This is a genomic window from Streptomyces sp. NPDC007917, from assembly GCF_042959105.1.
Taxonomy (GTDB): domain Bacteria; phylum Actinomycetota; class Actinomycetes; order Streptomycetales; family Streptomycetaceae; genus Streptomyces.
In genome coordinates, this window is the sequence record NZ_JBIBKK010000003.1 from 285,451 (window position 1) to 311,282 (window position 25,832).

A 25,832-nucleotide genomic window follows, 5' to 3' on the forward strand; every position below is an offset into this window, starting at 1 on the left:
GCCCGCGGGGCGCGTTTCCTAAATCAGACCCTGGCGCAGCGCGTATGCCACGGCGTGCGAGCGGTTACGGAGATTCAGCCGCGTCATGACGGCGTGCAGCACGTTTTTGATCGTCCGCTCGGAGTAGGAAAGCTTCATGGCGATATCGGCGGTGTCGTATCCCTCGGCCACCAGCCGTAACACCTCGATCTCGCGGGCCGCGAGCCCGGTGAAGTTGAGCCCGCGTGGTGCCAGCACCTGGCCCTGGAGCTTTCCGACCTGTTCGAGAAGGCCTCCCAGGAGATCGGGAGGGACGTGCCCCTCGCCCTGCGCCACCGCGCTGATCACTTGTACCAGGCGCTCCGGAGTGGTTTCGGCGCGCCTGACGATTCCGACGAAGCCGCATTCGGCGGCGCTGACGAGTTGTTGCTCATCGATGCGGGTGATGACCAGGACCCCCCGCGCGGTGCTGGTCCGCTGGATCTGGCGCAACATCCGTTGCGCGTCGTCGTCGAGTACGTCCAGGACGACCACGGCCACCTGCGGCGCGTGTGATTCGGCCCAGTTGATGACCGTGACTTCGGGACGGGCGCGCAATTGGCTGGCCACTCCGGCTTGCGATACCGGATCCTGGGCGCGCAGCGCTACCGTGATGCGTTCTCCGTTCGTTTGATGCACGTGTCGCTCTCTCCCCTCGGGCGACTCATGAGGGAGGGGCGTGACAATTGCGCGGATGGCGCACATGTCATGCACATAAATCATGCACATGACATCACAATGTCCTCACGTTTCCCTCCCTGTAACGGGCAACCACAGTAATGCTCTTGCTTCTCCAAGGGAATTGAACGTGCGTTCCCGGGCAACCGTGATTGCCCGAAAGTGTTCCTGCGCGGCCGGTGCCGGGATGTGATGCCGGAGTTTACGGTGCGCCGCATGAGTGTTTCGGCGAGCCTGGACGAGTCCACCGTCACCGCCCAGCCCGGCGGCGAGGCGGATATCGCGCTACAGGTGCTCAATTCGGGGGACACCGTCGAGGAGTGCCGGTTCGAGGTGGTGGGGCCGTGTGCCGCCTGGACCACGGTGGAGCCGGCGAGCCTTTCGCTCTATCCGGGGGCCACCGGCACCGCGACCGTCACCCTGCGCCCCCCGCGTACGTGGGAGATCGCCCCCGGGGACACACCCCTCGGGCTGCGGGTCGTGCCGACAAGTGACCGGAACCAGACGGTGGTTCTCGAACGCGGGGTGATGATCCTGCCGTTCACCGAAGTCACCGCGGAACTGGTGCCACGCGGATCGGCCGGCACCTGGCGCGGGCGGCACAAGGTGGCGATCGACAGCAGGGGCAACACACCGGTCACGGTCGGGCTGAGCGCGCGGGGAGCCACCGAACGGGCGCGGCTGGGCTTCGAGGCCCCCGAGCTGACCATCCCGCCCGGCCAGGCCAAGTTCGCCGCGCTCAAGGTACGCCCGGCCAAACGGCTGTGGCGGGGGACACCGGTCACCCACCCCTTCCAGGTGATGGTGACACCGCGGGCGGAGGAGGGGCACGACCCGTACGAACCGGTGGTCCTCGACGGCTCCTACGAGCAGCAGGCCATCCTGCCGCGCTGGCTGCCGCGGGTGCTGGCCGTCGCGGCGCTGGTGGCCGCCGTGCTGGTGGGCCTGTGGTACGCGCTGCTCCGGCCCACCGTACGGTCGGCGGCCCGGGAGGCGATCACCCCTCAGGCGGTCGAGTCCGCCGCGCGCCAGGCGGACAAGGAGCGCAACGCCGGCGAGCAGAAGGACGGACAGCAGGACGGGCAGCAGGGCGGCCGGAAAGGGGCGGGCGGGGGGAATGGCCAGCAGGGCGACTCGGGAGGATCCGGCGGCGACGCGTCGCAGTCCCCGGCCGGCGACGCGAGCGCGGGGCCCGGCGGAGCGGGCGGATCCGCCATCCCGACGAGCGCCCGGGTGCAGGTGCGCGACCGTGTGGGGGGCGGTTCCGCGCAGGAGACCGCGTACCAGGTCCCCGAGGGGAAGACGCTCCAGCTGACCGACATCGTCGTCCAGAACCCGCAGGGCGATGCCGGCACGCTGGTCATCTCCAGCGACGACGGACAGCTCCTCAACCTGGCGCTGGAGAACTTCCGCGACTCCGACTACCACTTCGTCACCCCCATCGAGGTGCGGGCGAAGGGCAGGGTCACGATCTCCGTCAGCTGCCGGGAGGTCGGCAGGCCGGTCAAGGCCCCCACGCCCGCGCAGTGTTCGGAGTCGCTGTTCCTCGGTGGCAAGCTCGCGCCGAGCACGGAGGCCGACGACTGACCGGGGACCGATGCCGACCGGGGCGGCCGGCGGCTGAACGACCGGTTGTCACGACTGGCTGAACGACGGCCGCCGCCCTGCCGGGTCTCATGCCTCGGGCGGAGACTCCTCCTCTTCCTCGGCCCCGTCCTCGGCCGCCCGCTGCACGAAGGAGCCCTGCACATCCGCCGGTTCCTCGTCCTCGTCCTCGTCCTCGGTCTGGCGCTGGACGAGGGCCGCCGACGGTGCGGGCGCGGGGGCGGGGGCGGGGGCCGGGGCGGCCATCGCCCGCTCGGCGTTGGCCGACGCCTCCTGCTCGAAGCGGTCGGACGGATCGCTCACCCGGATCCCGCCCGGCGCCTCCGTACCGTCGACCGGGCCGCCGCGCTGCTGTATGACGTGGGTGAGCTCATGGGCGAGGGTGGTGCGGCCCTGGGGTGAGGCCGGGTCGTAGCTGTCCCGCTGGAAGACGACGTTGTCGCCGACGGTGTAGGCGCGCGCGCCGACCTCCTTCGCCGACTCGTGCGCCGCCGAGTCCGTGTGCACCCGCACCCCCGAGAAGTCCGCCCCGAGGCGGGTCTCCATGTCGGTGCGGACGTCGGTGTCCAGAGGCTGCCCGCCGCCGGCGGAGATCACGTCGTGGACGCTCGAGCGCTGGGCTTCGTCCTCCTCCGGGGCCGGGGACGGGGCCGGGGCCGAGTCCCTGTCCCGCTGGAGCGCCGATCCGAGGGCCGTGTTGCCGATGGTCCGCTGGAGGGTGCCCATGCCCGAGCGGCCGATCACCTCCGTACGGCCGGTGGCTATGGCCTTCAACAGGTGGGGGAGGTCCGCCGACTGCTGGAGGTCCGTTCGCTCAGGCGTCCTGAAGGCCTCGTCGTGCTCATGTTCGTGCTCGTGTTCATGTCCGTGGTCGTGTGCGCGCATCTGCCGCTCCCCGGGGAATAGCGGATGTCCGCTCCCAGCGTCGCGGGCCGGGCCTGGTGTCGTCCAGGTCCGGCCCCGCCGGGGAGGGGCAGCGGGGATTGCCCCTTCGGGCAGTCACCCGCAGCCCCTCCCCCTCAGCTGCGACCGGTCATGCCGCCGTGGCGGGTCCCCCGGCCGCGCGGGCCGTGACGGTGAGGCTCGCCTTCGCCACCGCCCCGTTCACCGTGACGGTCAGCGTCGCGGACCCCGGGCGCAGCGCGGTGAGCCGGCCCGTCGCCGGGTCGTAGGCGGCGACGTAGCGCGGCCGGTGCCGGGCGTCGTCCGGGTCGCCGATGAAGAGGTTCGGCGATCCGGTCCAGTCAGCGCTCACCGGGAAGCCGACCGGCACCCGGCGTGGGTCGGCGCCCTCGCCCTGGAGCACGGTCGCGGCGACCTCGGCGTGCTGCCCGGCGGGCAGTTCGGCCGGGGCGGTGACGGTCAGCCCGTCCACATGGGCTCGGGTCTGTACGGACACCCAGTCGGGCCCGCCGGTCCACGGGGTCTGCCGGGCGCGGGCCTGTTCGCGCGCGGAGACCTGGTCGACGCCGACCATGGACCAGCCGGTGAACCCGCCCTGGCCGGGCGGGGTGGCCGGGTTCTTTCCCGAGTTGCCGTTGATCAGGTACGGCACTCCGTCGACCCGCGAGGCGTGGAAGGCCCCCACATGGCCGCCGATGAAGGCCGCGCCCTTGCCGGTCGTACGGCGGAACCGGGCGAGCCAGCCCTCCAGCAGCGCGGCCTCCTTGCGGTCGCCGAGCTGGCTGCCCTGCTGCGGGGTGGGGTCGCGCGGGGGCACATGCTCGATCACCACCACCGAGCCGACCTCCGGGTCCTTCGCCGCCGCGTCGAGCTGGGCGCGCAACTCCCGGATCTGGTCGAAGCCGCCGCCGCGCAGGCTCAGGCTGGAGGTGTCCAGGGTGATGAAGCGGGTGCCCCGGTGGTCGAAGACGCGGTGTGCGGGGCCGAATTCGGTCTCGAAGTTGTCGATCTTCCCGCCCATCACCTCATGGTTGCCCGGCACGTAATACCAGGGCACGGCGTCGCCCAGCTCCTCGGTGAGGACCTTGCGGGCGAAGGCGAGATCGGCGGGGGAGCCCTCGTCGACCAGATCGCCGTCGATGACCAGGAAGTCGGGGCGCGCCGCCTTGATCTCCCGCAGGGTGCGGCGGGCCTGGGCGACGATCGCGCTGTCGGGGTCGCGGGCCACGAACTGGGCGTCCGACATCACCGCGAACCGCCAGTCCCGGCCCTCGGTGCGCGCGGCGGTGCTGATCAGCGGGTCCGGGTAGGCCGTCTGCTCGGGCAGGTCCACGGCGGGCGGGACCTGCGCGGTGAGGTCGTCGATGGTGATGCGGCCGGTGTACTGGCGGGTGGCGCCGGTCTCGGCGAGATAGAAGCGGCCCACCTTCAGCGGATACGAGACCCCGGCCGGGACGGCGAAGTCGACGTGCCGCCAGCCGGTCCAGGTGACGTACGGGCCGCGCAGCAACTGGTCGGAGCCCGCCGCGTCCTTGAGGTGGAGCGTGGGCCACGCCCCCTTGCCGTCACCCTTGATCCACAGGCCGAACGACTGCGGCTGGCCCTCCACGGCGATCTGCTGCGGCGGGCTGACGTACGCGGCGCGGGTGGCGGTGGACTGGGTGAAGTCGTAGGTCAGCTCCAGGCCGGTGCCGCTGTGGCCGTCGGGCGTGGCGGCGAGCGAGCCGGAGGCGCGGGCCTGGCTGAACGTCCACTGCGCGGCATCGTCGAAGGAGGCCTCCTGCCGCTCCGTCAGCCCCACGGTGACCGCGAGCCGGGTGGTGGTGCCCGCCACGGTGACCTTGATCTGGCCCGCGCCCTGCCCGCCGTGGGCCTTGACGGTGAAGTCCCCCGAGTCCTGGTCCGGGGTGATGTCGAAGAGGTCGTGGTCGTAGTCGAGCCGGACGTCGGACGGTTCGACGGGCGCGCTGGTGCCGTGCGCGTCCAGGCCCACTACCCCGAAGCGGCCGGTGGCCCCCGCGTCCTTCAGGCCGATCAGCCGGGTCGTGGGCTGGATACGGTCCAGGTCGTCGAGGACGGTCAGCGTGATCTCGCCCTTCGCCGCCCCCCGGCGGGCCGTGACCTTCGCGTCGCCGCTGTGCCGGGCGGTGAAGGTCCCGTCCGCGCTCACCCGTCCGATGCGGGGGTCGGCCGAGTGCCAGGTCGCGTCGCCCTCGGCGGGGCCGTACGTCTCGTCGTACCCGGCGGCCGTCAGCCGCCGGGTCAGCCCGGGGAAGACGCGTTCGGGGTGGCCGCCCTTGACCGGGTCGACGGTGGGCGCCGCCCCGGCGGCGGCCGCGGTCTCCACCCAGAAGCCCTTGAGCCGGCCGCTGCCGTCGGGGGCGGTGAAGGCCAGGCCGTTGGGGACGGTGCGCTCGCTGCCGTCGGACGGGCTGTTCTCGACGCGCGCCGTGTCGCTGCCGGGCGCGCGGGCCACCAGCGTGGAGGAGCCGCCGCCGTCGAGGTTGAGCGCGCTGTAGGCGCCCGCGTCCTTCATCATCACGCCGAGTTCGGTGAGCGTGACGCCGCCGCTGTCGGCCTGTCGCCCGTCCACGGTGAGGACCTGCATCGTACGGCCGTCGCGGGAGAAGCCGACCGCGGTGCGCGGGGCGGCGGTGTTGTTGCCCTCGCCGTCATGGCCGACCGCCTTGCCGTCCACGACCAGCAACTCCCGGCCGCTGACGGCCGTATCCGGCACCTCGCCGCTGTCGGTGCGCGGGTGGTACTCCCACGAGACCGCGTCGCCGACGGCGAGGTCCGCCAGCGCGTCGGCTCCCGCGTCGCGGCCGATCAGCACGGTGGTGCCGGGGGGTATCGCGCCCTTGCCGGGCGCGCCGGCCACGGCGGTGACCTTGCCGTTCACGACGGTGACTTCGGCGGTGCGCTTGGTGCCGGCCCCGTCGACGGTCTGGGCCCGGTCCGCCTCGCCCCACTGGGCGGTGTACGCGCCGATGCCCTGGGCCGGCACATTGGCCGAGTTGAGGGCGGCGAGCGGACGCGGGCCGTCGGGGAGGGTGAGCGTGCCCTCGAAGTACAGCTGCAGGACCCGGCCCGCGTCGGCCGGCCCGATGCCCACCGCGCGGCCCCCGGAAGCGCCGGAAGAGGCCGAACTGACCACGCGGCCCGCGCTGATGCCGGTCCCCTCGGGGGCACCGGTCTGGTTGATGTCGAAGAAGTCGCCGTTGATGGCGGCGACCGTACGCCGGCCCGGCCCCGGGTCGTGCTCGGCGGCCAGCTTGGAGACGGGCTCGCGGGCGGCCACCTTGTCCGGGTGGAGGTAGTCGACCTTCGCGCCGCTCGCCAGGTCCACCGACAGCGAGTCGACCCGCAGCCACTTGTCGGACTCCAGCCGGTCGTACGAGGTCAGCTTCACCCCGGGGGCGACCGGCCGCGAGCTGCGGGCGGTCTCGATCCCGTCGCCGTCGACGACGGACCGCACCGAAGCGTCGCCGCGCCCACTGGCGGCCGGCGGGGCGACGGGCCGCAGCATCTCGGCGGAGGAGCGGGGCAGCGGCTCGGGAGCGGGGGAGGGGGTGCTGTCGGCGGCGGCCTGACCGGCGGCGCCCAGCAACAGGGCGGACATCGCGGCCAGTACCGCCACGGGTCTGACGAGAGCGACAGGGGGCACGGCAACTCCAGGGAACCCTCGGCTTCGCGTGGATCACACGCACAGCGCCCCAGCATCCCGGGGGGAGTTGACCTTGCGCCAGGAGTCGTCGGCAACATCCTGGGAAACTCGCGGCGCGCGTCACGGCCCGCACAGCGGCGTACGCACCGGCGTGCTGCCCGGCGCACACCGCCCCGCACGAACCGGCGTACGCCGAGGCGCGCGACGCGGCACACACCGCGCCGGGCTGACGCGTCCGGTGGGGGCTGACGCGTCCGGCGGGGGCTGAGACGCCCGGTGGGGGCTGACGCGTCCGGCGGGGGCTGAGACGCCCGGCGCGGCGCTGACGCGCCTGACGGGCGCCGAGACGCCCGCCGCGCGCAGACGCGCCCGCCGCGCGCAGACGCGCCCGGCGCGGCGCCGACACGCCTGACGTGCGCGAGACGGCCGGGTACGTGCCGAGACGCCCGACTTGGCGCTGACGCGCCCCGGCGCGGCGCCGACATGCCTGACGTGCGCGAGACGCCCGGCACACCCGTGACGTCCGACACGCGCCCAAGACGCCCAAACACGCACCGACGCGCCCGACGCGCCTCGGCCTTCGACGGGGGCGCTCAGGTGTCGACGACGCCGTCGAGGTAGACCCAGTCCCCGTCGTGGCGTACGAAACGGCTGGTCTCGTGGAGCTCGCCGGCGCGCCCGCGCTCGGTGTAGCGGGCGCGGAACTCGACGGTGCCGGTGGTGTGGAACGCGCTGCCCTCGGACGTGTCGAGGACGTCCAGGCCCTGCCAGCGCAGCGCGGGGTCGAAGTCGATGCGCGGCGGTCGGGTGTCGGGGTGCCAGCTGCGCAGCAGATACGCCTCGTCCTGGCGGACGAAGGCGCTGTAGCGGGAGCGCATCAGCTGCTCGGGGGTGGCCGCCGGGGCCTGGCCGCGGTGCAGTCTGCCGCAGCAGTCGTCGTAGGCGGCGGGCAGCCCGCAGGGGCAGGGCGCCGGGCGGGGCGGCTGCGGGCGTCGTGCGCGTCGGGACATGGCCCCATTGTGACGGGGCGCGCGCCGGCCGCGGCCCAGGGGCCCGGGGCGGCGGCCGGCCACTCGGCGAGGTCGAGGGGCGGCGGAGGGTCAGTGGGGTGGGGCTGATGGGGAGTTCAGCTCCCGGTGGACCACCGTGACCAGGGCGGTGTCCTCGGCCAGGTCCTCGGCGCCGAGCAGGAGCAGCAGTGTGCGCAGGGCGTCCGGGGCCGGCCGCTCCCAGGCGCGGCGCAGCTGCTCGGCGGCCGGGTCCTCGGCGGGGGTGTCCCGGGTGGCGCGGGCCCAGGCGGCGAGCGCGGCGGTGAGCCGCGGGGTGTCGTGGCCGGTGGCGCGCAGCTCCCGCAGCGGGGCCAGCCACCGTTCGGGGATCTTCAGGGAACCGTCGGCGGCGATCTGCCGGATCCGGTGGCGCATCGCGGGGTTGGCGAAGCGGCGGACGAGGCTGTCGACGTAGCCGGGGATGTCCAGGCCGTCGGCCGGGGGCAGGCTCGCGGCGGCCTCCGCGCAGTAGGCGCGGACGGTCTCCTCGCCCCACCCGGTGGCCATGACGTCGGCCACGGTCTCGCAGCCGGCCGCCAGGCCCAGATAGGCGATGAGCGAGTGCGAGCCGTTGAGCAGCCGGAGCTTGGTGAGCTGGTACGGGGCGACGTCGGCGACGAAGCGCGCGCCCCCGGCCTCCCAGCGCGGCCGGTCGGCGGCGAAGGCGTCCTCGAGCACCCACTGGGTGAAGGGCTCCGCGGTCACCGCGCCCTCGTCGCGCAGGGTCAGGGCGCGGGCCGCGGTGCGCAGATCGCCCTCGGTGGTGGCGGGGACGATGCGGTCGACGACGGTGGAGGGGAAGGCGACCGAGGTGGCCGTCCACTCCAGCAGGCGCTCGCGCTCGCTCCATCCGGTGGCGGAGAGGAAGTCCCGTACCAGGCGGCGCACGACCGCGCCGTTGCCGGCCATGTTGTCGCACGAGACCACCGACAGGGGCGCTCCGCCGGAGCGCAGCCGGGCGCGCAGTCCGTACGCCAGCTGCCCGACCACGGTCGCGGGGGCGGGCACGCCCGCGAGGCCGTCCCGTGCCGGACCGCCTCGTACCACCTCGCCCCGCGCCACCTCGCCCCGTGCCAGATCGCTTCGCGCCAGGTCGCCGCGGATCAGCGGGTCGGCCAGGTCGAGGCCGCCGGTCGCGGGGTCCCGGCGGTAGCCCTTCTCGGTGACGGTGAGGGTGACGACGGTGACGTCCGGTGAGGCGAGCAGTCCGGTGAGGCGGGCGCCGTCGTCCGCCGCGTGCAGCACCTCGGTCACCGTGCCGACGACGCGGGTGAGCGGCCCCTCGGGGCGGCGCTCGGTGAGCGAGTACAGCCCGTCCTGGGGGCGCAGCGCGGCCACGACGGCTCCGCTGCGCTGGGTGACCCCGGCGATTCCCCACCCGCCGCCGGCACTCACCTCGGCCTGCTCCGTATAGACGGCCTGATGGGCCCGGTGGAAGGCGCCGATGCCCAGGTGGACGACGCGCGGCCGCAGCGCGCCGCGGTCGACCGGAGGCCGGAGCTCGGCGGGGACGGCGCGCAGGGTCGCCGTGGACAGCCGCTCCCCGGCGGGGGCGGGCGTGGGCCGGTCGTGGGATGTGGCGCTCACCAGTCGTGCACCGACCCGTCGGTACGGCGGCTCACCGGCAGGTACTTGGGGTCGTACGGGAAGCGGGCGGCCGCCTCCTCGTCGAGTTCGACGCCGAGGCCGGGGGTGTCCGAGGGGTGGAGGGCGCCGTCGCGCAGCTCGTAGGCGGGGTGGAACACCTCGTGGGTGAGCGGGTCGTGGGACATGTACTCCTGGACGCCGAAGTTGGGGACGGTGACGTCCAGGTGGACGTTGGCGGCCAGGGACACCGGGGACAGGTCGGTGGCGCCGTGGGAGCCGGTGCGCACCTGGTAGAGCTCGGCGAGGTGGAAGATCCGCCGCAGGTGGGTGATGCCGCCGGCGTGGACGACGGAGGCGCGGATGTAGTCGATGAGCCGCTCGGTGATGAGCTGCTGGCAGTCCCAGATGGAGTTGAAAACCTCGCCGACCGCGAGGGGTGTGGTGGTGGCCTGGCGGATCTGGCGGAAGGACTCCTGAAGTTCGGCGGGGGTGGGGTCCTCCATCCAGAACAGCCGCACGTCCTCCAGCTGGTGGCCGAGCCGGCCCGCCTCGGTGGGGGTCAGCCGGTGGTGGACGTCGTGCAGCAGGTGGAAGCCGAAGCCGAAGCGCTCGCGGACCGCGGTCAGCAGGCGGGGCGCGAAGTCCAGGTAGTCCTCGGTGGACCAGGTCTGTTCGTCGGGGAGGGAGGCGGCGGCCGGCTCGTAGACCACGCCCTTGCGCACCCCGTAGCTGCCCGGCGAGCCGGGGACGGCGGCCTGGGCGCGGATCGCGCGGTAGCCCAGGTCGCGGAAGCGGGCGACGTCGTCGAGGAGTTCGGGTATGTCGCCGCCGCTGGCGTGGCCGTAGACCATGGCCCCGTCCCGGGCCCGGCCGCCCAGCAGGTCGTACACGGGCATGCCGGCGACCTTGCCCTTGATGTCCCACAGCGCGGTGTCGACGGCCGCGATGGCGGTCATCGTCACCGGGCCGCGCCGCCAGTACGCGCCCTTGTAGAGGTACTGCCACATGTCCTCGATACGGGCCGGGTCGCGGCCGATCAGCAGCGGTACGAGGTGGTCGCGCAGATACGAGGCGACCGCGAGCTCACGGCCGTTCAAGGTCGCGTCACCGAGCCCGGTCACGCCGTCGGACGTGGTCACCTTCAGCGTCACGAAGTTGCGGCCGGGGGAGGTGACGATGACCGTCGCCTCGGTGATCTTGGCCATGCGCTGCTCCTGGGGTCGACGGTCGACTACCATACAAGTATGGCGGCTGGGCGGGTCAAGGGCCGAGCGGGTCAGGGGATGTCAGTGGATGTCAACGGACGGGAAGGGGCTCGATGGCACCGGTGGAAGGACTGCACGCGGCTCGTTCCCGGGGGCGCAACACCCGGCAACTCGTCCATGAGGTGCTGCGCTCGCGCATCGTCGCCCTGGAGCTGGCGCCCGGGGCGGCCATCTCCGAGAACGACCTGGCGGCCGAGCTCGGCGTCAGCCGCACCCCCGTGCGCGAAAGCCTGATCCTGCTCGCCGACGAAGGCCTCGTCGACATCTATCCGCAGATGGGAACGTTCGTCTCGCGCATCCGCGAACGGGACGTCGCCTCGGCCCAGTTCATCCGGGAAGCGCTGGAGCGCGCGGCCCTGCGCGACGCCGCCGGGCGGGTCACCGAGCGCGACATCGCCGACCTGAAGGCGCTGCTCGCCGCCCAGGAGGAGGCCGACCGGCGGACCGACCGGGAGGACTTCTTCCGGCTCGACGAGGAGTTCCACGCCCGGCTGATGGCCGTCAGCGGACACGGCTCCGCCTGGCCGGTGGTCAGCCAGGCCAAGGCCCAGCTCGACCGGGCGCGCCGGCTGTCGATGCCGCTGACGGACCGGATGACCCTGCTGACCGGCCAGCACCGCGCGATCGTCGAGCTGCTGGAGGCGGGCGACCTGGACCGGGCAGACGAGGCGCTGTGCTCGCATCTGCGCCTGGTCTTCAGCGATGTGGAGAAGATCCGGGCCCGCCACCCCGAACTGTTCAGCGACCAGGACGCGCCCGTCCGGCCGCGCCGCGAGACCTCCCGGCGCGGCGGCTCCCGGAGGCGGGCCTGAGTCATGCGGGATCGGGCCCCTGCGCCGACAGGGGGCGTTGCATGAGCAGCGTGTCGATCCAGCGGCCGTGTTTACGGCCCACGGCGGTCAGCCGGCCGGCGTCGGTGAAGCCGAAGCGGCGGTGCAGGGCGGCCGAGGCGTCGCTTCCGGTGTCCGCGATGACCGCGATCATCTGCCGCCGCCCGGCCCGGGCGGTCTCCGCGATCAGGGGGCCGAGCAGGGCGGTGCCCAGCCCTTGGCCGGTGGCGTCGGGGGCGAGGTAGATGGTGTCCTCCACCGTGTGCTGGTACGCGGGCTTGGGTCGCCACGGCCCGGCGTACGCGAACCCGGTCACGGCGCCGGAGACTTCGGCGACCAGGAAGGGCAGGCCACAGCCGGTGAGATCGTCCAGCCGCCGCTCCCACTCGGCGACGGAGCGGGGGGTCTCGTCGAAGGTGGCCACGGTGTGGTGGACGTAGTGCGCGTAGATGTCGGCCACGGCCTTCAGGTCGGCGTGGACCGCGGGGCGGATGGTCGCCGGCGGGGGTGTCATGGGACGCTCTTTTCGCTATAGAGGAACGAGTTGTTATTATAGAGGAATGTTGGATCTCCTGACCCTGGGCGACCGCGTGCAGGGCCTGCGGCACGAACGAGGCCTGACCCTTCAGCAGTTGGCCGACGCGGCCGAGGTGAGCGTGAGCATGCTGTCCTCGGTCGAGCGCGGCCAGAAGGCGCCCACGGTCCTGGTCCTCGCCCGGATCGCCGACGGACTCGGCGTGCCACTCGCCGAGCTGGTCGCCGAGCCCGAGGACAGCCGTGTCATCGTGCGCCGGGCGGCCGACCAGGACACCGCCGAGGAGCCCGGAGGGTGGCGGCGGACCGTCCTCACCCCTGTGGTGCCCGGCGTGAACTTCGAGTGGATCCGCACCACCCTGCCGCCCGGCTGCGACGCGGGCCGCTTCCCCGCGTACGCCCCGGGCTCGCATGAGTTCGTCGCCGTGGAGTCGGGGACCCTGCGGCTGACCCTCGGGAGCAGGGCGGTGGAGCTCGGCGACGGAGACTCGGTGTACTTCGCCGCCGATGTCACCCACGGCTACGCCAACCCCGCGCGGGTGCCGTGCGTTTACCATGTCGCCGCGCTCATCATGCGGCCCCGCGCGGCCCAGCCCCGGAGGAACGGCGCACCCTGACGGTGCCCGCCGAAAATCGATTGCCCGGAAAATCGATTGCCCGCCCGGTGAGCCCCCTGCTCTACTCGCCCCGGCACGCCCGCAGTCCGAGGAGGCGCAATGAGGAACACGTTCATGTCCATCCACCCCATCCCAGCCATCCGCGCGAAGGACATGACGTTTGTCGACCTCACCGACCCTGCCCGCCGCAAGGAGGACGACCTCCGGTAGGCACGTTCTCCGCTTCCTCCTGCCGGGCGGCGGCGCCGCCGTACTCCTGGCCCTGAGCATCGCCGCCGCCACCGCCCTGCCGCTGGCGGCACCCCAGTTCACCCGTCGGCTCGTCGACGGCGCGAGCGCCGGCGACGACACCCGTACGCTCACCCTCACCGCGCTGGCCTACCTCGCCCTGGCCGTCGCCGGACAGGGCGCCCGCACGGTCACCGCCTGGCTGGCCGGCCGAGCGGCCTGGGACGGCACCAACCGGCTGCGCGAACACCTGGCCGAGCACACCCTCGGCCTGGATCTGGCCTTCCACGGCCGGCACACCCCCGGCGAGCTGATCGAGCGGGTGGACGGCGATGTGTCCGCCATCGCCGACTTCGTCGTGGCGTTCCTGCTGGACGTCGTGGCCGGGGTGCTGCTGCTGGGCGGGGTGATCGCGGTGGTGTGCGCGGTCGACCCGCGCATCGGCGCGGCCCTGCTGGCCTACTGCGCACTGACCGGCCTCGGCATGGTCCACGCGCAGCGCCTGGCCGTACCCTCCGCCACCCGCGCCCGGGCGGCCGGTGCGGCGCTCTTCGGCTTCCTGGAGGAACGGCTCGCCGGAGCCGAGGACCTGCGCGCCAACGGGGCGGGCGAGCACACCGTACGCCGCTTCCACCAGGCGAGCGCCGTCCTGTGGCGCACCGGGCGGCGCGCCAGCGCGGTGGGCAGCGCCGTCCTGGCCGCCACCAGCGTGGCGTTCGCGACCGGCACGGCGCTCATGGCGGGCCTGTCGGGCACCCTCAGCATCGGCACCGCGGTGCTGCTGTTCCAGTACACGCTGATGGTCCGCACCCCGTTCGAGCGGCTGATCGACCAGCTGCGCCACTACCAGTCCGCCCTCGCAGGGGTGGCCCGCATCGGCTCCCTGCTGGCCGAGCGCCGCGCCCTGACCGTCCCGGCCCCCGCCAAGGAGCTGCCCGCGAGCGGGCCGCTGCGGCTGGAGCTGGACGGCGTCGACTTCGCGTGCGGCGGCGAAGACGGCGAGCCGGTGCTGCGCGGCATCACCCTCACCCTCGCCCCGGGCGAAACGCTCGGCCTGGTCGGCCGCAGCGGCAGCGGCAAGACCACCATCGCCCGCCTGGCGGCCCGGCTGTACGACCCGACGGCGGGCGCCGTCCGGGTCGGCGGCCTGGACCTGCGGGAGGTGGACACCGCCTCGCTCCGCGGCCGGGTCGCCGTGGTCACCCAGGACGTGCAGCTGTTCGCCGCCGACGTCCGGGACAACCTCACCCTGTTCCGCCCCGGGTACGACGACGACCGGCTGCGGGCCGTCCTGGCCGAAGTCGGGCTCCCCGCCTGGGACCTCGACGCCCCGCTCCCCACGATCTCCGCGGGCCAGGCGCAGCTGCTGGCCTTCGCCCGGGCCCTGCTCGCCGACCCCGGGCTCGTGGTACTCGACGAGGTGTCCAGCCGGCTCGACCCGGCCACCGAGCGCCATATCGGCCGCAGCACGGCCCGGCTGCTGGCCGGCAGAACCGGGGTGCTCATCGCACACCGGCTCGCATCGCTGTCCCAGGTGGACCGGATCGCGGTCCTGTCCGACGGCAGGATCGTCGAGCACGGCAGGCGCGAGGAGCTTCTCGCCGACCCCGCCAGCCGGTTCGCGCGGATGCTCGCGGGGGTGCGCCGATGAGCCGGCTCGCGGCGGTGACCGCCACCCTGGTCCGCTTCGATCTGCGCCGCTATCTCATCGGCGGCCTGCTGTGGATGCCGGCCAGTGTCCTGCCGCTCGTCGGCGGGCTGATCCTGCAGCGGATGTTCGACCACCTCACCGTGGGCCGGGTGCCGCTGCTGCTGTGCGCGGCGTTCGTGGGGGTGGAGGTGGTCCGCGGCCTGACCATCGTCATCGCCTGGACGTACGGCGACTACTGGTGGAGCGCGGCGGCGGCCCTGCTGCGGGGCAACGTGCTGCGCTCGATCCTGAGCGGCAAGGGGCGGGTGCCGCACTCGTCCGGGGACGGGCTGGCCCGGCTGCGCGACGACGCGGCCGACGTGGTGGAGTTTGTGGACGAGTCGGTGCCGCTGGCCGGAGCCGCGCTCTTCAGCGCCGCCGCGCTGGCGATCATGGTGTCCATCCATCCGGCCGCCACCCTGGCCCTGATCGTCCCCGCGCTCGCGATCGGAGTGGCGAGCCGACTGCTGAACCGGCTGACCGGGCGGCTGCACCGGCAGGCCGCCGAGCGCGGCGCGGCCGTCACCGGCCACCTCGGCGAGATCTTCACCGGTGTGCTCGCCATCAAGACCGCCGGGGCCGAGGAGGCGGCGCTGGAGCGGCTGCGCGCCCACAACCGGCTGCGCCGCGACGCGGCCGTCAAGGACCGGCTCGCCACCGACCTGCTGACCACCGCCACCGGCGCGAGCGTCGAGATCGGCGTCGGCCTGGTGCTGCTGCTGGCCGCCCCGGCCATGCGCCGCGGCGAGTTCACCGCGGGCGACCTGGCGCTGTTCACCATGTACATCGGCTGGCTCACCGCGCTGCCGCGGACCGTCGGTTCGATCCTCGCCCGGATGCCCCGGGCGGCCGTCTCCACCGAACGGCTCACCCGCATGACGGGACCGGACGACAGCCTGTCCCGCGACACCGGCGTCTGGTTCCACCGGGACTACCCCGCCGAGGCCCCGGCCGCCCACGACGATCCGCTGAGAACACTTCAGGCGCGGGGGCTGGCCGCCCGGCACGGACTGCACGGGGTGGACCTGGAGATCGAACGGGGCACCCTCACCGTGATCACCGGTGCGGTCGGCTCGGGCAAGACGACGCTGCTGCGCACCCTGCTCGGGCTGGAACCGCCGGTGGCCGGCACGATCCACTGGAACGGCAGCCCGGTGGCCGACCCCGGCGGCCACCTGGTGCCCGGCCGGGTCGCGTACGTCGGCCAGGTGCCGCGGCTGTTCTCCGCCACGCTGCGGGAGAACCTGCTCCTCGGCCGGGACCCCGAGCACATCGGGCGGGCGGTGGGGGCGGCGGCGTTCGACCGCGACCTGGCCGCGCTGCCCGACGGCCTGGACACGGTGGTCGGCCCCCGGGGCACGCGGCTGTCCGGCGGGCAGGCCCAGCGGGTGACCGTCGCTCGGGCCCTGGTCCGCTCACCCGACCTGCTCGTGGTGGACGACCTGTCCTCGGCGCTGGACATGGAGACCGAACAGCTGCTGTGGGAGCGGATCACCGGCGCCGCCACGCTGCTGGTCGTCTCCCACCGGCCGGCCGTGCTGGCCCGCGCCGACCAGGTCGTCGTCCTGGACCGGGGCCGGGTGGCCGGCCGCGGGACGCTGGACGAACTGCTGGAGAGCTGCGCGGAGATGCGGCGACTGTGGTCGCGGGAGACCGCGGATACTCCGGAAACCCCGGAAACCCCGGAGACCCCGGAGTCCGGCGACAAGGCGACAGCGCTCTAGCGGGACGGCCCGGGCGGAGCCCGGGGCGGGCGGGCGGCGCGGCGGCGGCGCGGTCAGCCGCTTCGCCCCGGGCCATCCGCGCACGCCACGGGCGCGCGCAGATGGCCCAGCAGTTCGTCCCCGGCCGGGTACGGGCGCTCCTCGGGCAGCAGCCGGGCCGCCGCGTCGAGCTCGTCGCGGCGCACCAGGGCGTGGACCTCGTGTGCCAGCGGGGTCACATCGGTGATCGAGACCGTCCACTCGTCCGCGTAACGGCGCGCCGCCTCGCCCGAGAGTCCGAGCTGCAGCGAGCGGTACGGCAGCGGCCGCAGCCGCAGATCGCGCTCCGGGTCCCACTGGACGCGCGCGGGAGCGGACTTCAGCGCCCGCTTCCAGGCGGCCTGGTCGGGGTGGAGCCCGCGCTCGTAGTGCGACAGACAGGACCGGCCGAGCGCCCACTCGAACCCTTCGCGGGTGATCTCGACGGCCAGGACGGTCTCCTGCCCCTCCTTGGCACCCCAGCCGCAGCGGTACATCATCCACAGGAACGACGGTTTGATCCACGTCATCCGGTCCCGTTTCCAGGCGGCGGGGAAACGGCCGTCGCGGGCCGCGGGCAGGCCGAGGTGCGGAGCGTACGCCTGGTAGACGGTGACCGTGGACTCCGTGTGGAGCGCGCGGATCCGGTGTCGCGGTTCTTGCATGGCCCTCAGGGTGGCGGGCGCGGGTCCTCGGCGGCCAGCGAATTACGGCGACTTCGGGCGGCGCGGCCGGGCATGTGGTCGGATACGGCGCATGGGTTCCGAAAGCGACGTGCTCGACACCCCTCCCGCCGCAGGCGCGGCCCCGTATGTCGTGGGGGTGGACGCCTGCCCGGGCGGCTGGGTGGCGGTGGCCCTGCGCGGCGGCCGGTTCGCGGGCGCCGATGTGGACCCGGCGCTCGCGGTGCTGCTGACGCGGGTGTCGGCGGCCGTCGTGGTGGCGGTCGACATTCCGCTGGGGCTGCTGGAGGCGGGGCGGCGCCGCGCGGACGAACTGGCGCTCGGCCATGTGGCCCCGCACCGCTCGCGGGTCTTTCCGGTGCCGCCGCGCCCGGTGTGGGAGGAGCCCGACTACGGCTCGGCCAACGAGCGCTGCCGGCGGATCACGGGTTCGGGGCTGTCGCGTCAGTCCTGGGGCCTGGTGACGAAGTTGCGGGAGGCCAACGCCTGCCGCGACGGCGGTGAGCGGCGCCTGTACGAGGTGCATCCGGAGGTCTCCTTCGCGGCCATGAACGGCGGCCGGCCCGTCGCCCGGAGCAAGAAGAGCTGGAACGGCCAGGCCCAGCGGCGGCGGCTGCTCGGCGAGCAGGACATCGCCCTGCCCGAGGAACTCGGCCCGGCGGGCCGGGTCCCCCCGGACGACGTCCTGGACGCCGCGGCGGCGGCCTGGAGCGCGCACCGGATCGTCCTCGGCACCGCGGTGAGCCTGCCCGACCCGCCCGAGACGACGCGCGACGGGCTCCCGGTCGCCATCTGGTACTGACCGGAGCGCAGGTGAACGAGGTTCAAGAGCAGGGGCCGCCCGGCCCCCTCCTCCGGGCGGCCTCCCGTTCACCGGTCCCGGCCAGGCGTCAGAGGGCGACTCCGCGCGAGCGCAGATACGCGACGGGGTCGACGTCCGAGCCGTAGCGCGGGCCGGTGCGCACCTCGAAGTGGAGGTGCGGTCCGGTGGCGTTGCCGGTGGCGCCGGAGCGGCCGATCCGCAGGCCGGCGTCCACCGACTGTCCGGGGCGCACCGCCAGCGAGGACAGGTGCGCGTACTGGGTGTAGAGGCCGTCGGAGTGGCGGATCACCACCTCGTAGCCGTAGGAGCCGCCCCAGCCCGCGGTCACCACGACGCCCGCGGAGGCGGCGCGCACCCCGGTGCCGACGGGCACCACGAAGTCCACCCCGGTGTGGTGGCCGCTGGCCCAGCGCGGGCCGCGGACGCCGTAGGACGTGCCGACCGGGCCGGTGACCGGGGACACATGGCGGCGCTTGGCGGAGGGCCGCCGGGCGCCGTGGGCCGAGGTGCCCGATGTCGTGGCCTGTGCCTTGCCGGCCTGTTGGTGGCTACTTCGCGTGGAGCGCGGCTGCTTCGGGTGTGGCTGCTTCCCGTGCGCCGCCGCCGTGCGCGCCGTACCGCTGCGGGAGGGGAGGGCCAGCCGCTGACCGGGGTAGATCTTGTTCGGGTCGGGGCCGACGGTGCGCCGGTTGGCGCGGTAGAGCGCCTTCCAGCCACCGCCCACGGACTCGCGCTGCGCGATGCGTGACAGCGAGTCGCCGGGCTTCACCCGGTACGGCCCGGAGCCGGTGGCGTGCCGCCGCGGGGCGGGGGAGTGGTGGCGGGACCCCGTGGAGTGGCCGGACCCCGTGGAGTGGCGGGAGCCGGTGGAGTGGCCGGAGCCGGAGGAGTGGCCGGAGTTGCCGCGGCTCGCGCCGGACGCGGGCCGGCTGTCGCGGGTCAGCCGCCCCCGCGCCGAGCAGACCGGCCAGGCGCCCGGCCCCTGGCGGCGCAGTACCGCCTCGGCCACGGCGATCTGCTGGGCCCGGGTGGCCAGATCGGCCCGGGCCGCGTACTTGGCGCCGCCGTAGGCCTCCCAGGTGTGCTGGGAGAACTGCAGCCCGCCGTAGTAGCCGTTGCCGGTGTTGATGTCCCAGTCGCCGCCGCTCTCGCATTCGGCGACCTTGTCCCAGGTGTCCGAGGGGGCCGCGACGGCCACATCGGCGCCCAGGAACGGCAGGACGATGCCCACGCTGCCCACGGTGAGGGCGGCACACAGGGGCGAGATCCGGCTGGGCGGTGCGGAACGGCGGTGACTTCCTCGTTGGGCCATGGGCCTGTTCCTCTCCACGAGCGTTCGACTCGCCCACCGGTGGGCCCGGCGGGCTGTACGAGTACCGCAGCCGGGCGGCGCAGGTCACAAGGCGCAGGGGGCCTCACGGACCGCCGCGCGCCGTCGAACGCCACCCCACGCTCAGCTGATGCTCCGTCAGCCGTGCACGGCAAGGCGCGCGGAGGGCCGGGGGCGCACGGCTCGGCACGGCACGAGGGGCGCCCTGGACGCGGCGGGCCCCCGGCCGCGCCCGGCCAGGCGCCGGGGCCGGGTCCGGGCCGCGTCGGGGCGCGGCGGGAAATGATTCTTTCCCGGTGTGGACGGACCGGGTAATCCCCGGGATTGGTTTACCCGCCCCATCGGTACCGCAGGCCGCGGCGGGAGCCGAAATAGGTGCGGTACGGGGGAGATCGGAGGACACCGGCGCCGGCACCGCGCCGCCGCCCGGAATCCGCCCACCCTCGCCCCGAGCCGGTCCCCCGCTCCCGCCGGGGGGATCGGGCCGGGAGGAGAGGAGAAAAGCCCTGCCGCGGCCGAGCCCACCCGTTGGAGAGCGGCGGAGAAGCGGGGGAGAAGCAGGAGGGAAGGGGGAGAGAGAAGAACGAGAGGAGAAGGGGAGAAGAAGTACGGATGCGTCATGCGCGCGGGCGGCCGGGCCTGCGCCTTCGCCGCGGCCGCAGCCCTCAGGTGACGCCCGGTGCGCGAAGGGACGTCGGGCCTGTTTCGCCGGGGTCGCCGTCGAGTCGCCGCGCGCGGCATATCGAGATCCGCCCCCGGCGGTGACCCGTTCCGCCCCGGGCGGATGGATTTGCGCCGCCTGGTACCCGGTTCGAGCGCAGGGCCGGGTCCTGGAGCGGAGCTTGGCGTACGAGGCGGGCGTATCCCGGCTATCGGCGCGGGCCTCGAATCGCCCCTCACGGGCGGTATCCCGGTGCGGCGCCGGCATCCGGAGGTCACGGGCCGGGCCCGGGGTCCGGGGCGGGGCTCCCCACGGCCGGGGCCACGCGGGGACGCGGCCCACGGACCCGCCCCTTCCAGGGGATATGGATGCCCGGGGCGTCATATGGGAGGAGCCCTGCGGAGTCACCGCCTCCGGTCCGGGGGTGGCTGCCGCCGACGGTCCGGAGCGGAGGGGGAGCGCCTGCCGCGCGGCGAGGCCTCATATCGGCGTCGCCGGCGCCCCGCGGGCAGGCGTCCCTTCTCGTCCGTATCGATTTACGGCATCCCTGATCCGCGGACTCCGCCCCGGCCCGGGGCGTGGGGCGGAGCCCGCCGACTGACGGGTTCCTTACCCGGCCGGATGGATTTGCCGCGCACCGGGCGGCGTTCGGCCCGCGTCCCGGGCCCGGGACGGAGGCGGAACCCGCCGCTGCGCGGCCGGGCCGTAAAATCGACCTTGTACCTGAACCGTCCCTTCTCGGCCGTGCGATATCCGCTCTGCCGTGCGAGGCCCGGCCCCGTCCGAGGCCCGGGGCGGAGCCGGTGCTTGGGGCCGGGCCGCAAAACGATGCCGACCGCCAGGGGTGGGATGAGCGGCGGGATAGGGAAAGATCCGCCGCACCGCCGTGCTTCTCCCGAAAAGGCGATCGCCGCGCGGGGCCGGAAACTGGCGGAGAATCAGGTGGTCCATGTATAGCGGGAGGCGCGCCGCCGCGCATACCATGTCAATCACATCGACTTCCTCCGCAGACCGCCCGCCGGGCGGCTTGTGAATAATCAACTCCCCCCGCCGCCCGGTCGGGACCCCGGAGGGCACCGGTCCCTCTTTATCCAGGGCCTCGTCCGAGGGTGGGCGGTAAGAGCCCGCGGCCGGGCTCGCACCGCCGGGGAAGCGCACCGCGCCTACGGCGTACGGCGGTCATCGCCGGGCGCCGCCGTACGTGATGTGTCGTATCCATGCGTACGTCATGCCGCTGGACACCCGACCGGGGGGCGCACGCCGCGCCCTCGCATGCCGCCGACCGCCCGTCGAACACCGGGCCGGGCCCGCTCGCCCGCCGCCGTGGGGCGGCGGCGGGCGGCGTCGGCTTCGCTTGAGGGCCGCGGTCGGCCGGGCTCAGGGCTTGCGCGCCAGGCCCGCGTAGACGGTGACCGGAGGGCCGTCGGGGGCGAGTTCCTCCTCCTCGGCGTCCGGCCGCCAGTGCGAGACCAGGACCGGCGCCGGGCCGACGGGCTCCAGCCCGTGGAAGAACCTCGCCACCTCCGCCCGGGTGCGCGGCCGCAGGGTCACACCGCCCTTGGCGTACAGGGCCACCACCCGCGCCGCCTCCTCCTCGCTGCCGTCGGCGGTGGCGTGCGAGAACACCAGGTGGCTGCCCGGGGCGAGCGCGTCCATCAGGCCGTGCACCAGGTCATAGGCGCCGTCCCCGTCCGGGATGAAGTGCATGAGCGAGATGAGGGAGAGGGCGACCGGCCGGCTCAGGTCGAGCACTTCGGTGGCCAGCTCGATGATCCTCTCGGGTTCGCGCACATCCGCTTCGAGGTAGTGGGTGGCCCCCTCCGGGGTGCTGCGCAGCAGGGCTTCGGCGTGGCGCAGCACGATGGGGTCGTTGTCCGTGTACACCACGCGGGAGTCGGGGGCGATCCGCTGGGCGACCTGGTGGAGGTTGGGCTCGGTGGGTATCCCGGTGCCGATGTCGAGGAACTGGCGGGTGCCGGCGCGGGCCAGCCACTCGGTCGCGCGGTGCATGAACAGGCGGTTGGTCCTGGCGGAGTTCCTGACGCTGGGGTCGATGTCGAGGACCTGCACGGCCAGTTGTTCATCGACGGGGTAGTTGTTCTTGCCGCCGAGTATGTAGTCGTAGACGCGGGCCGGATGAGGCCTGCTGGTGTCGATTCTGGTGGGCTCGGGCCCGGGTGCTGACATGGGGCGCTCCATGGGGGTCGGCGCGGTGGTTCAGGGGTGCGGGTGCGTCAGGAGACCAGGAAGTCCGCCTTGCCGGCCTTGGCGCCCTGGATGAAGGCGATGATCTCGCTGCGGGTGTAGATCAGCGCCGGGCCCTCCGGATCGGTGGACTGTCGGAGCGCGACCCGGCCGTCGTCCAGCTTCCTGGCCTCGACACAGTTGCCGCCGTTGCCGCCGCTCCACGGCTTGTGCCAGCCCTCGGAGCCGAGGTCGGCCGCGCGCATGCCGTTGAAAATGCGATCCATTCAGAGCTCCTTGCGGAAATCGCGGAGGATTTCCTTTGTGCGTCGTGCGGTTGCCGCCTGGGCCGCCATGCGGTCCAGGACCTCCAGATGGGAGGCCACCTCGACACGTTCGTCGAGGTAGACGGCGCCGGTCAGGTACTCGACATAGACCATGTCCGGCAGTTCGGGTACAGCGAAGCGGAAGAGGACGAAGGGCCCGTAGGTGCCCGGATGGTGTCCCGAGGAGAACTCCGCGATCTGCAGGGTGACATTGGGCCGCTCGGTGTCCGTCAGCAATCGGTCGATCTGCCCCCGCATGACCTCGGGGGTGCCGACCGGGCGGCGCAGCACGGTCTCGTCCATCACCACCCACAGATGCGGGGCGTCCTCGCGGGTGAGCAGCGCCTGGCGCTCCATGCGCAGGGCGACATGCCGCTCGGAATCCTCGGGGTCGACCTGGCCGACGGCGCCGGTGCGCATGATGGCCCGGGCGTAGTCCTCGGTCTGCAGCAGACCGGGGATGAAGTGCGGCTCGTAGGCGCGGATGACCGCGGCCGCGCCCTCCAGGCTGACATGGACACTGAACCAGTCCGGCAGGATGTCGTGGAACCGCTGCCACCAGCCGGGCCGGTTGGCCTCCTCGGTCAGGGTGATGAACGCCTCGGCCTCGCCGCCGGTGACGCCGTACGCGTCCAGCAGCATCCGCACATACGGGATCTTCAGGGCGACCTCGGCGGTCTCCATCCTGCGGACGGTGGCGGGGGCCACGTGCAGCACCTTGGCGGCCTGCTCGCGCTTGAGCCCCGCTCTCTCGCGCAGTTCCCGCAGGCGCTTGCCGAGGACGACCTGGCCCACGGTCGGGGCGGACCGCGGTTCACTCACTTCTACCTCCCGCAGCTGATGCCCGCAGTGTGTCATGCCCTGAATGGAGCGGACACACTGCACTTGCGACTCTGCACTTTTCAGAGTGCCCCTTGCCAAGTGCACAAGGCGTTACGCATAGTGGCGTCGTGATCCCGTCAACTCCCGCGGCGCCGCCCAGGCCCGGCTGTCGACAGCGTCTGGAGCTGCCGCCCACGCTGTTCGCCGATGCCGGATACGACGCCATCGCCCTGCCGGAGCGGCATGGACGTCAGGTCATGGAGCTGCTGCCCAGGGCGGGCTGTGTCTACTCCACCGCCGGCCGGTGGTGGTGGATCGTCCCGCCGCGGTCGGACTGCGGCCTCAATTGGCCTGCGATCGCCCTGTATTCGGTCGGCGCGGTGGTGACCGACGCGCCGGGGCGGCCGGAGCCGGCGGCCGAGGCGCCCCGGCTGATCCACCGGCCCGAGGGCACCGTGCCGTACACCCACCCGCTGGTGCTGCACATCGCCGTGTGCGCGGTCGCCGGAGTCTCCCCGACCTGGCCGGCCAGGCCGCGGCCGTAACGTCCCGTCGGCCCCGTCAGGGGCCGCGGCTCGCCCGGCCGGGGTCCGTCCGCGGACGGACCCCGGCGCCCGGACCCGTTGTCAGGACCCGTTGTCGGTCTGCAGATACGCGGCGGGGCGCGGATAGCGGCGCAGGGCGCCGCCGCCGGGCGGGTCGTCGCTGTCGATGGAGGGAAGTGCCGCGGCCGGAGTGGCCGGGGCCGGGGCCGGGTCGGGGGTGGAGTCGGGGACGACCGTCGGCATGTAGATGAGGGTGTCGTCCATCGACGTGTCCGCCCCGACGGAGCCCGGCGCCGGCGCGTAGACCGTCATCCCGCCACCGGCCGAGGGCTGTTGCTGCGCGGTTTGCGCGGGCCGCGCGGGCTGCGGTGCGCTCGGCTGCTGCTGGGGTTGCTGCAAGGCCTGCTGCATGGCCTGCAGCCGGGCGTAGGCGCCTGTCGTCTGCTGGGCCTGGAGGGGCGGCATCTGGCCGGCGGGGGTGTACGCGGCGGGGGTCAGCTCGGCCATCGGCTGCGCCTGGGGCTGCGGATAGGCCGCGGCCATCGCCTGCTGCGCCCCGTACACCCCATAGGTGTCCTGCGTCGACTGGAGCGGGGTGGCGGGGTACAGGGCTGGTTGTTGCTGCGGCTGCTGCGCGGACTGGAGTAACTGCTGGAGCTCGGACTGCGGCTGCGGCAGCGCGTATGAAGGCTGCTGCGGCAGCGCGTACGAGGGCTGCTGCGGTAGGGCGTACGAGGGCTGCTGCGGCAGGGCGTACGACGGCTGCTGTGGCAGGCCGTACGAGGGCTGCTGCTCCAGCGCGTAGGACGGCTGCTGTTCGAGCGAGGGCTGCGGGGCGTACCAGGCCGTGCCGTACAGCACCGTGCTCAGCCCGGTCAGCAGCCGCTGCACATCCGGCTGGGAGCGCACCACCAGCCGCATGAACTGGCTGTTGCTGCCCAGCTTGTTGCCGCATTCGCGGACCAGCACGCCGTGCTCGGACAGCAGCCGGTCACGCACCTGGGCGCCGTCGGCGCCCTCCGGGAGTTTGACGAAGACGAAATTGCCCTGGGAGGGGTAGACCGTCAGGCCGGGCAGATTGGCCAGCTGGGCGGTCATCTCCTGCCGGTCGCGGCTGAGCATGCGCAGGCTCTGCGCGTACTCCGGCTGGTATCGCTTCAGCATGAAGACGATGACCTCGGCGAAGGAGTTGAGGTTCCATTTCGGCAACCGGGAGCGGATCTGGACGGCGAGCGCCGGATTGGCCACCAGATAGCCGAAACGGACGCCGTGCAGCCCGAAGTTCTTGCCGAGGCTGCGCAGCACGATGACATTGGGCCGCAGCACCGCCTCGTCCACGACGCTCGGATAGGCCTCGGCGTCGGCGAATTCCAGGAAGGACTCGTCGATGACGATCAGGTCGAGGTCGGCGAGGGCGTCCATCATGGAGACGACGGCGTGCCGGGGCAGCAGTCCGCCGTCGGGGTTGTTGGGGTTGCAGATCACCGCGACCCGCGACCCCCTCGACCTCACGAAGGAGACGAAGGCGTCCGGGTCGAGCCGGAAGCCGTCCATCTCCGGCAGCTGGAACATGTCCACGCGCTTGCCGGTCTCCATCGGCTGGTCGGTCCACCGGCCGAAGGTGGGGATCGGCACCGCCAGGCTCTCCTTGACCAGCAGGTGGTCGATCCAGGTGATGAGCTCGGTCGAGCCGTTGCCCATCGCCATGGTCTGCGGCTGCAGCCCGAGCAGACCGGCCAGCTCGGCGGTGATGGTGTCCGCCGAGCTCGGGTAGTAGGTGAGGATGTCCCGCAGCCGGACCGCCAGCACCGCGAACATCGCGGGCGTGGGGAAGTAAGGGTTGCAGGGGATGCAGAAGTCGACGACGTCCTGGCCCACTCCCGCTCGGGCGAGTGAGAAATAGGACGGGCTGTGGTTGGTGCCACGGAACAGCTCCGTGGCATTACCGGAATTGCCGACTGCGGCAACAGTCACAGCAGGACCTCCTCGGTCACGGGGTCGTGCGGGCACGACCGTTGCTGCTCTGTCTCCAGAGCCTGCTGCAT

At 73.3% G+C, this 25,832-nt stretch carries 20 protein-coding genes; 7 read left to right on the forward strand and 13 right to left on the reverse strand.

Annotation, left to right across the window (positions count from 1 at the left end; genetic code table 11):
• Positions 1-18: 18 nt before the first annotated feature.
• Positions 19-657: a response regulator transcription factor gene (locus ACFZDL_RS07255; RefSeq protein WP_353596749.1), complete on the reverse strand. Its 639-nt coding sequence runs from the start codon at positions 655-657 to the stop codon at positions 19-21.
• Between the two features lie 255 nt (positions 658-912).
• On the opposite strand from ACFZDL_RS07255, the gene ACFZDL_RS07260 reads away from it, so the two are divergent.
• The gene (locus ACFZDL_RS07260; protein ID WP_353596748.1) at positions 913-2,283 is read left to right on the forward strand and encodes a hypothetical protein; all 1,371 of its coding nucleotides are present in this window, start codon (positions 913-915) and stop codon (positions 2,281-2,283) included.
• Between the two features lie 87 nt (positions 2,284-2,370).
• Here ACFZDL_RS07260 and ACFZDL_RS07265 read toward each other — a convergent pair whose 3' ends face one another.
• The 5 genes from ACFZDL_RS07265 to manD all read right to left on the reverse strand — a co-directional run bounded on the left by ACFZDL_RS07265 (position 2,371) and on the right by manD (position 10,712).
• Positions 2,371-3,186: a DUF4157 domain-containing protein gene (locus ACFZDL_RS07265; protein WP_353596747.1), complete on the reverse strand. Its 816-nt coding sequence runs from the start codon at positions 3,184-3,186 to the stop codon at positions 2,371-2,373.
• A gap of 148 nt (positions 3,187-3,334) precedes the next feature.
• Complete coding sequence (locus ACFZDL_RS07270) at positions 3,335-6,826, reverse strand: phosphodiester glycosidase family protein (RefSeq protein ID WP_353596766.1); 3,492 nt, start codon at positions 6,824-6,826, stop codon at positions 3,335-3,337.
• 638 nt (positions 6,827-7,464) lie between these two features.
• Positions 7,465-7,881: a YchJ family metal-binding protein gene (locus ACFZDL_RS07275; RefSeq protein ID WP_353596746.1), complete on the reverse strand. Its 417-nt coding sequence runs from the start codon at positions 7,879-7,881 to the stop codon at positions 7,465-7,467.
• Between the two features lie 90 nt (positions 7,882-7,971).
• A complete protein-coding gene (locus tag ACFZDL_RS07280) occupies positions 7,972-9,507 on the reverse strand; it encodes a mannitol dehydrogenase family protein (RefSeq protein ID WP_353596745.1) in 1,536 nt (511 codons plus the stop codon).
• Positions 9,504-10,712 carry a D-mannonate dehydratase ManD gene (gene manD / locus ACFZDL_RS07285; RefSeq protein ID WP_353596744.1) on the reverse strand — a complete coding sequence of 403 codons (1,209 nt, stop codon included), beginning with the start codon at positions 10,710-10,712 and terminating at the stop codon, positions 9,504-9,506. Before manD ends, ACFZDL_RS07280 begins: the two co-directional genes overlap by 4 nt.
• Positions 10,713-10,825: 113 nt before the next feature.
• Between manD and ACFZDL_RS07290 the strand changes: the two genes are divergently transcribed.
• On the forward strand, positions 10,826-11,584 hold the full coding sequence (locus ACFZDL_RS07290) for a GntR family transcriptional regulator (protein ID WP_353596743.1): 759 nt from the start codon (positions 10,826-10,828) through the stop codon (positions 11,582-11,584).
• Between the two features lies 1 nt (position 11,585).
• Here ACFZDL_RS07290 and ACFZDL_RS07295 read toward each other — a convergent pair whose 3' ends face one another.
• Positions 11,586-12,116: an N-acetyltransferase family protein gene (locus ACFZDL_RS07295; RefSeq protein WP_353596742.1), complete on the reverse strand. Its 531-nt coding sequence runs from the start codon at positions 12,114-12,116 to the stop codon at positions 11,586-11,588.
• 46 nt (positions 12,117-12,162) lie between these two features.
• Between ACFZDL_RS07295 and ACFZDL_RS07300 the strand changes: the two genes are divergently transcribed.
• The 3 genes from ACFZDL_RS07300 to ACFZDL_RS07310 all read left to right on the forward strand — a co-directional run bounded on the left by ACFZDL_RS07300 (position 12,163) and on the right by ACFZDL_RS07310 (position 16,395).
• Complete coding sequence (locus ACFZDL_RS07300) at positions 12,163-12,753, forward strand: XRE family transcriptional regulator (RefSeq protein WP_353596741.1); 591 nt, start codon at positions 12,163-12,165, stop codon at positions 12,751-12,753.
• Between the two features lie 160 nt (positions 12,754-12,913).
• Positions 12,914-14,632: an ABC transporter ATP-binding protein gene (locus tag ACFZDL_RS07305; RefSeq protein ID WP_353596740.1), complete on the forward strand. Its 1,719-nt coding sequence runs from the start codon at positions 12,914-12,916 to the stop codon at positions 14,630-14,632.
• Entirely contained in the window at positions 14,629-16,395 is a 1,767-nt protein-coding gene (locus tag ACFZDL_RS07310) for an ABC transporter ATP-binding protein (RefSeq protein WP_353596739.1), read from the forward strand. The genes ACFZDL_RS07305 and ACFZDL_RS07310 overlap by 4 nt, the downstream gene beginning before the upstream one ends.
• 53 nt (positions 16,396-16,448) lie before the next feature.
• On the opposite strand, the gene ACFZDL_RS07315 is transcribed toward ACFZDL_RS07310, so the two are convergent.
• Positions 16,449-17,078: a DUF4291 domain-containing protein gene (locus tag ACFZDL_RS07315; protein ID WP_353596738.1), complete on the reverse strand. Its 630-nt coding sequence runs from the start codon at positions 17,076-17,078 to the stop codon at positions 16,449-16,451.
• Between the two features lie 91 nt (positions 17,079-17,169).
• On the opposite strand from ACFZDL_RS07315, the gene ACFZDL_RS07320 reads away from it, so the two are divergent.
• The gene (locus ACFZDL_RS07320; protein WP_353596737.1) at positions 17,170-17,898 is read left to right on the forward strand and encodes a DUF429 domain-containing protein; all 729 of its coding nucleotides are present in this window, start codon (positions 17,170-17,172) and stop codon (positions 17,896-17,898) included.
• Positions 17,899-17,986: 88 nt separating this feature from the next.
• Here ACFZDL_RS07320 and ACFZDL_RS07325 read toward each other — a convergent pair whose 3' ends face one another.
• From ACFZDL_RS07325 to ACFZDL_RS07340, 4 genes are all read right to left on the reverse strand, one after another.
• Positions 17,987-19,231, reverse strand: a complete 1,245-nt coding sequence (locus ACFZDL_RS07325) for a transglycosylase family protein (RefSeq protein WP_353596736.1) — start codon at positions 19,229-19,231, stop codon at positions 17,987-17,989.
• Positions 19,232-21,287: 2,056 nt separating this feature from the next.
• Complete coding sequence (locus ACFZDL_RS07330) at positions 21,288-22,097, reverse strand: SAM-dependent methyltransferase (RefSeq protein ID WP_353596735.1); 810 nt, start codon at positions 22,095-22,097, stop codon at positions 21,288-21,290.
• A 47-nt stretch (positions 22,098-22,144) separates the two neighbouring features.
• A complete protein-coding gene (locus ACFZDL_RS07335) occupies positions 22,145-22,381 on the reverse strand; it encodes a DUF397 domain-containing protein (RefSeq protein WP_353596734.1) in 237 nt (78 codons plus the stop codon).
• Entirely contained in the window at positions 22,382-23,242 is an 861-nt protein-coding gene (locus tag ACFZDL_RS07340) for a helix-turn-helix transcriptional regulator (RefSeq protein WP_353596733.1), read from the reverse strand.
• A gap of 128 nt (positions 23,243-23,370) precedes the next feature.
• On the opposite strand from ACFZDL_RS07340, the gene ACFZDL_RS07345 reads away from it, so the two are divergent.
• A complete protein-coding gene (locus ACFZDL_RS07345) occupies positions 23,371-23,787 on the forward strand; it encodes a hypothetical protein (protein ID WP_353596732.1) in 417 nt (138 codons plus the stop codon).
• 81 nt (positions 23,788-23,868) lie between these two features.
• On the opposite strand, the gene ACFZDL_RS07350 is transcribed toward ACFZDL_RS07345, so the two are convergent.
• Complete coding sequence (locus ACFZDL_RS07350; RefSeq protein ID WP_353596132.1) at positions 23,869-25,761, reverse strand: aminotransferase class I/II-fold pyridoxal phosphate-dependent enzyme; 1,893 nt, start codon at positions 25,759-25,761, stop codon at positions 23,869-23,871.
• Between the last annotated feature and the right edge of the window lie 71 nt (positions 25,762-25,832).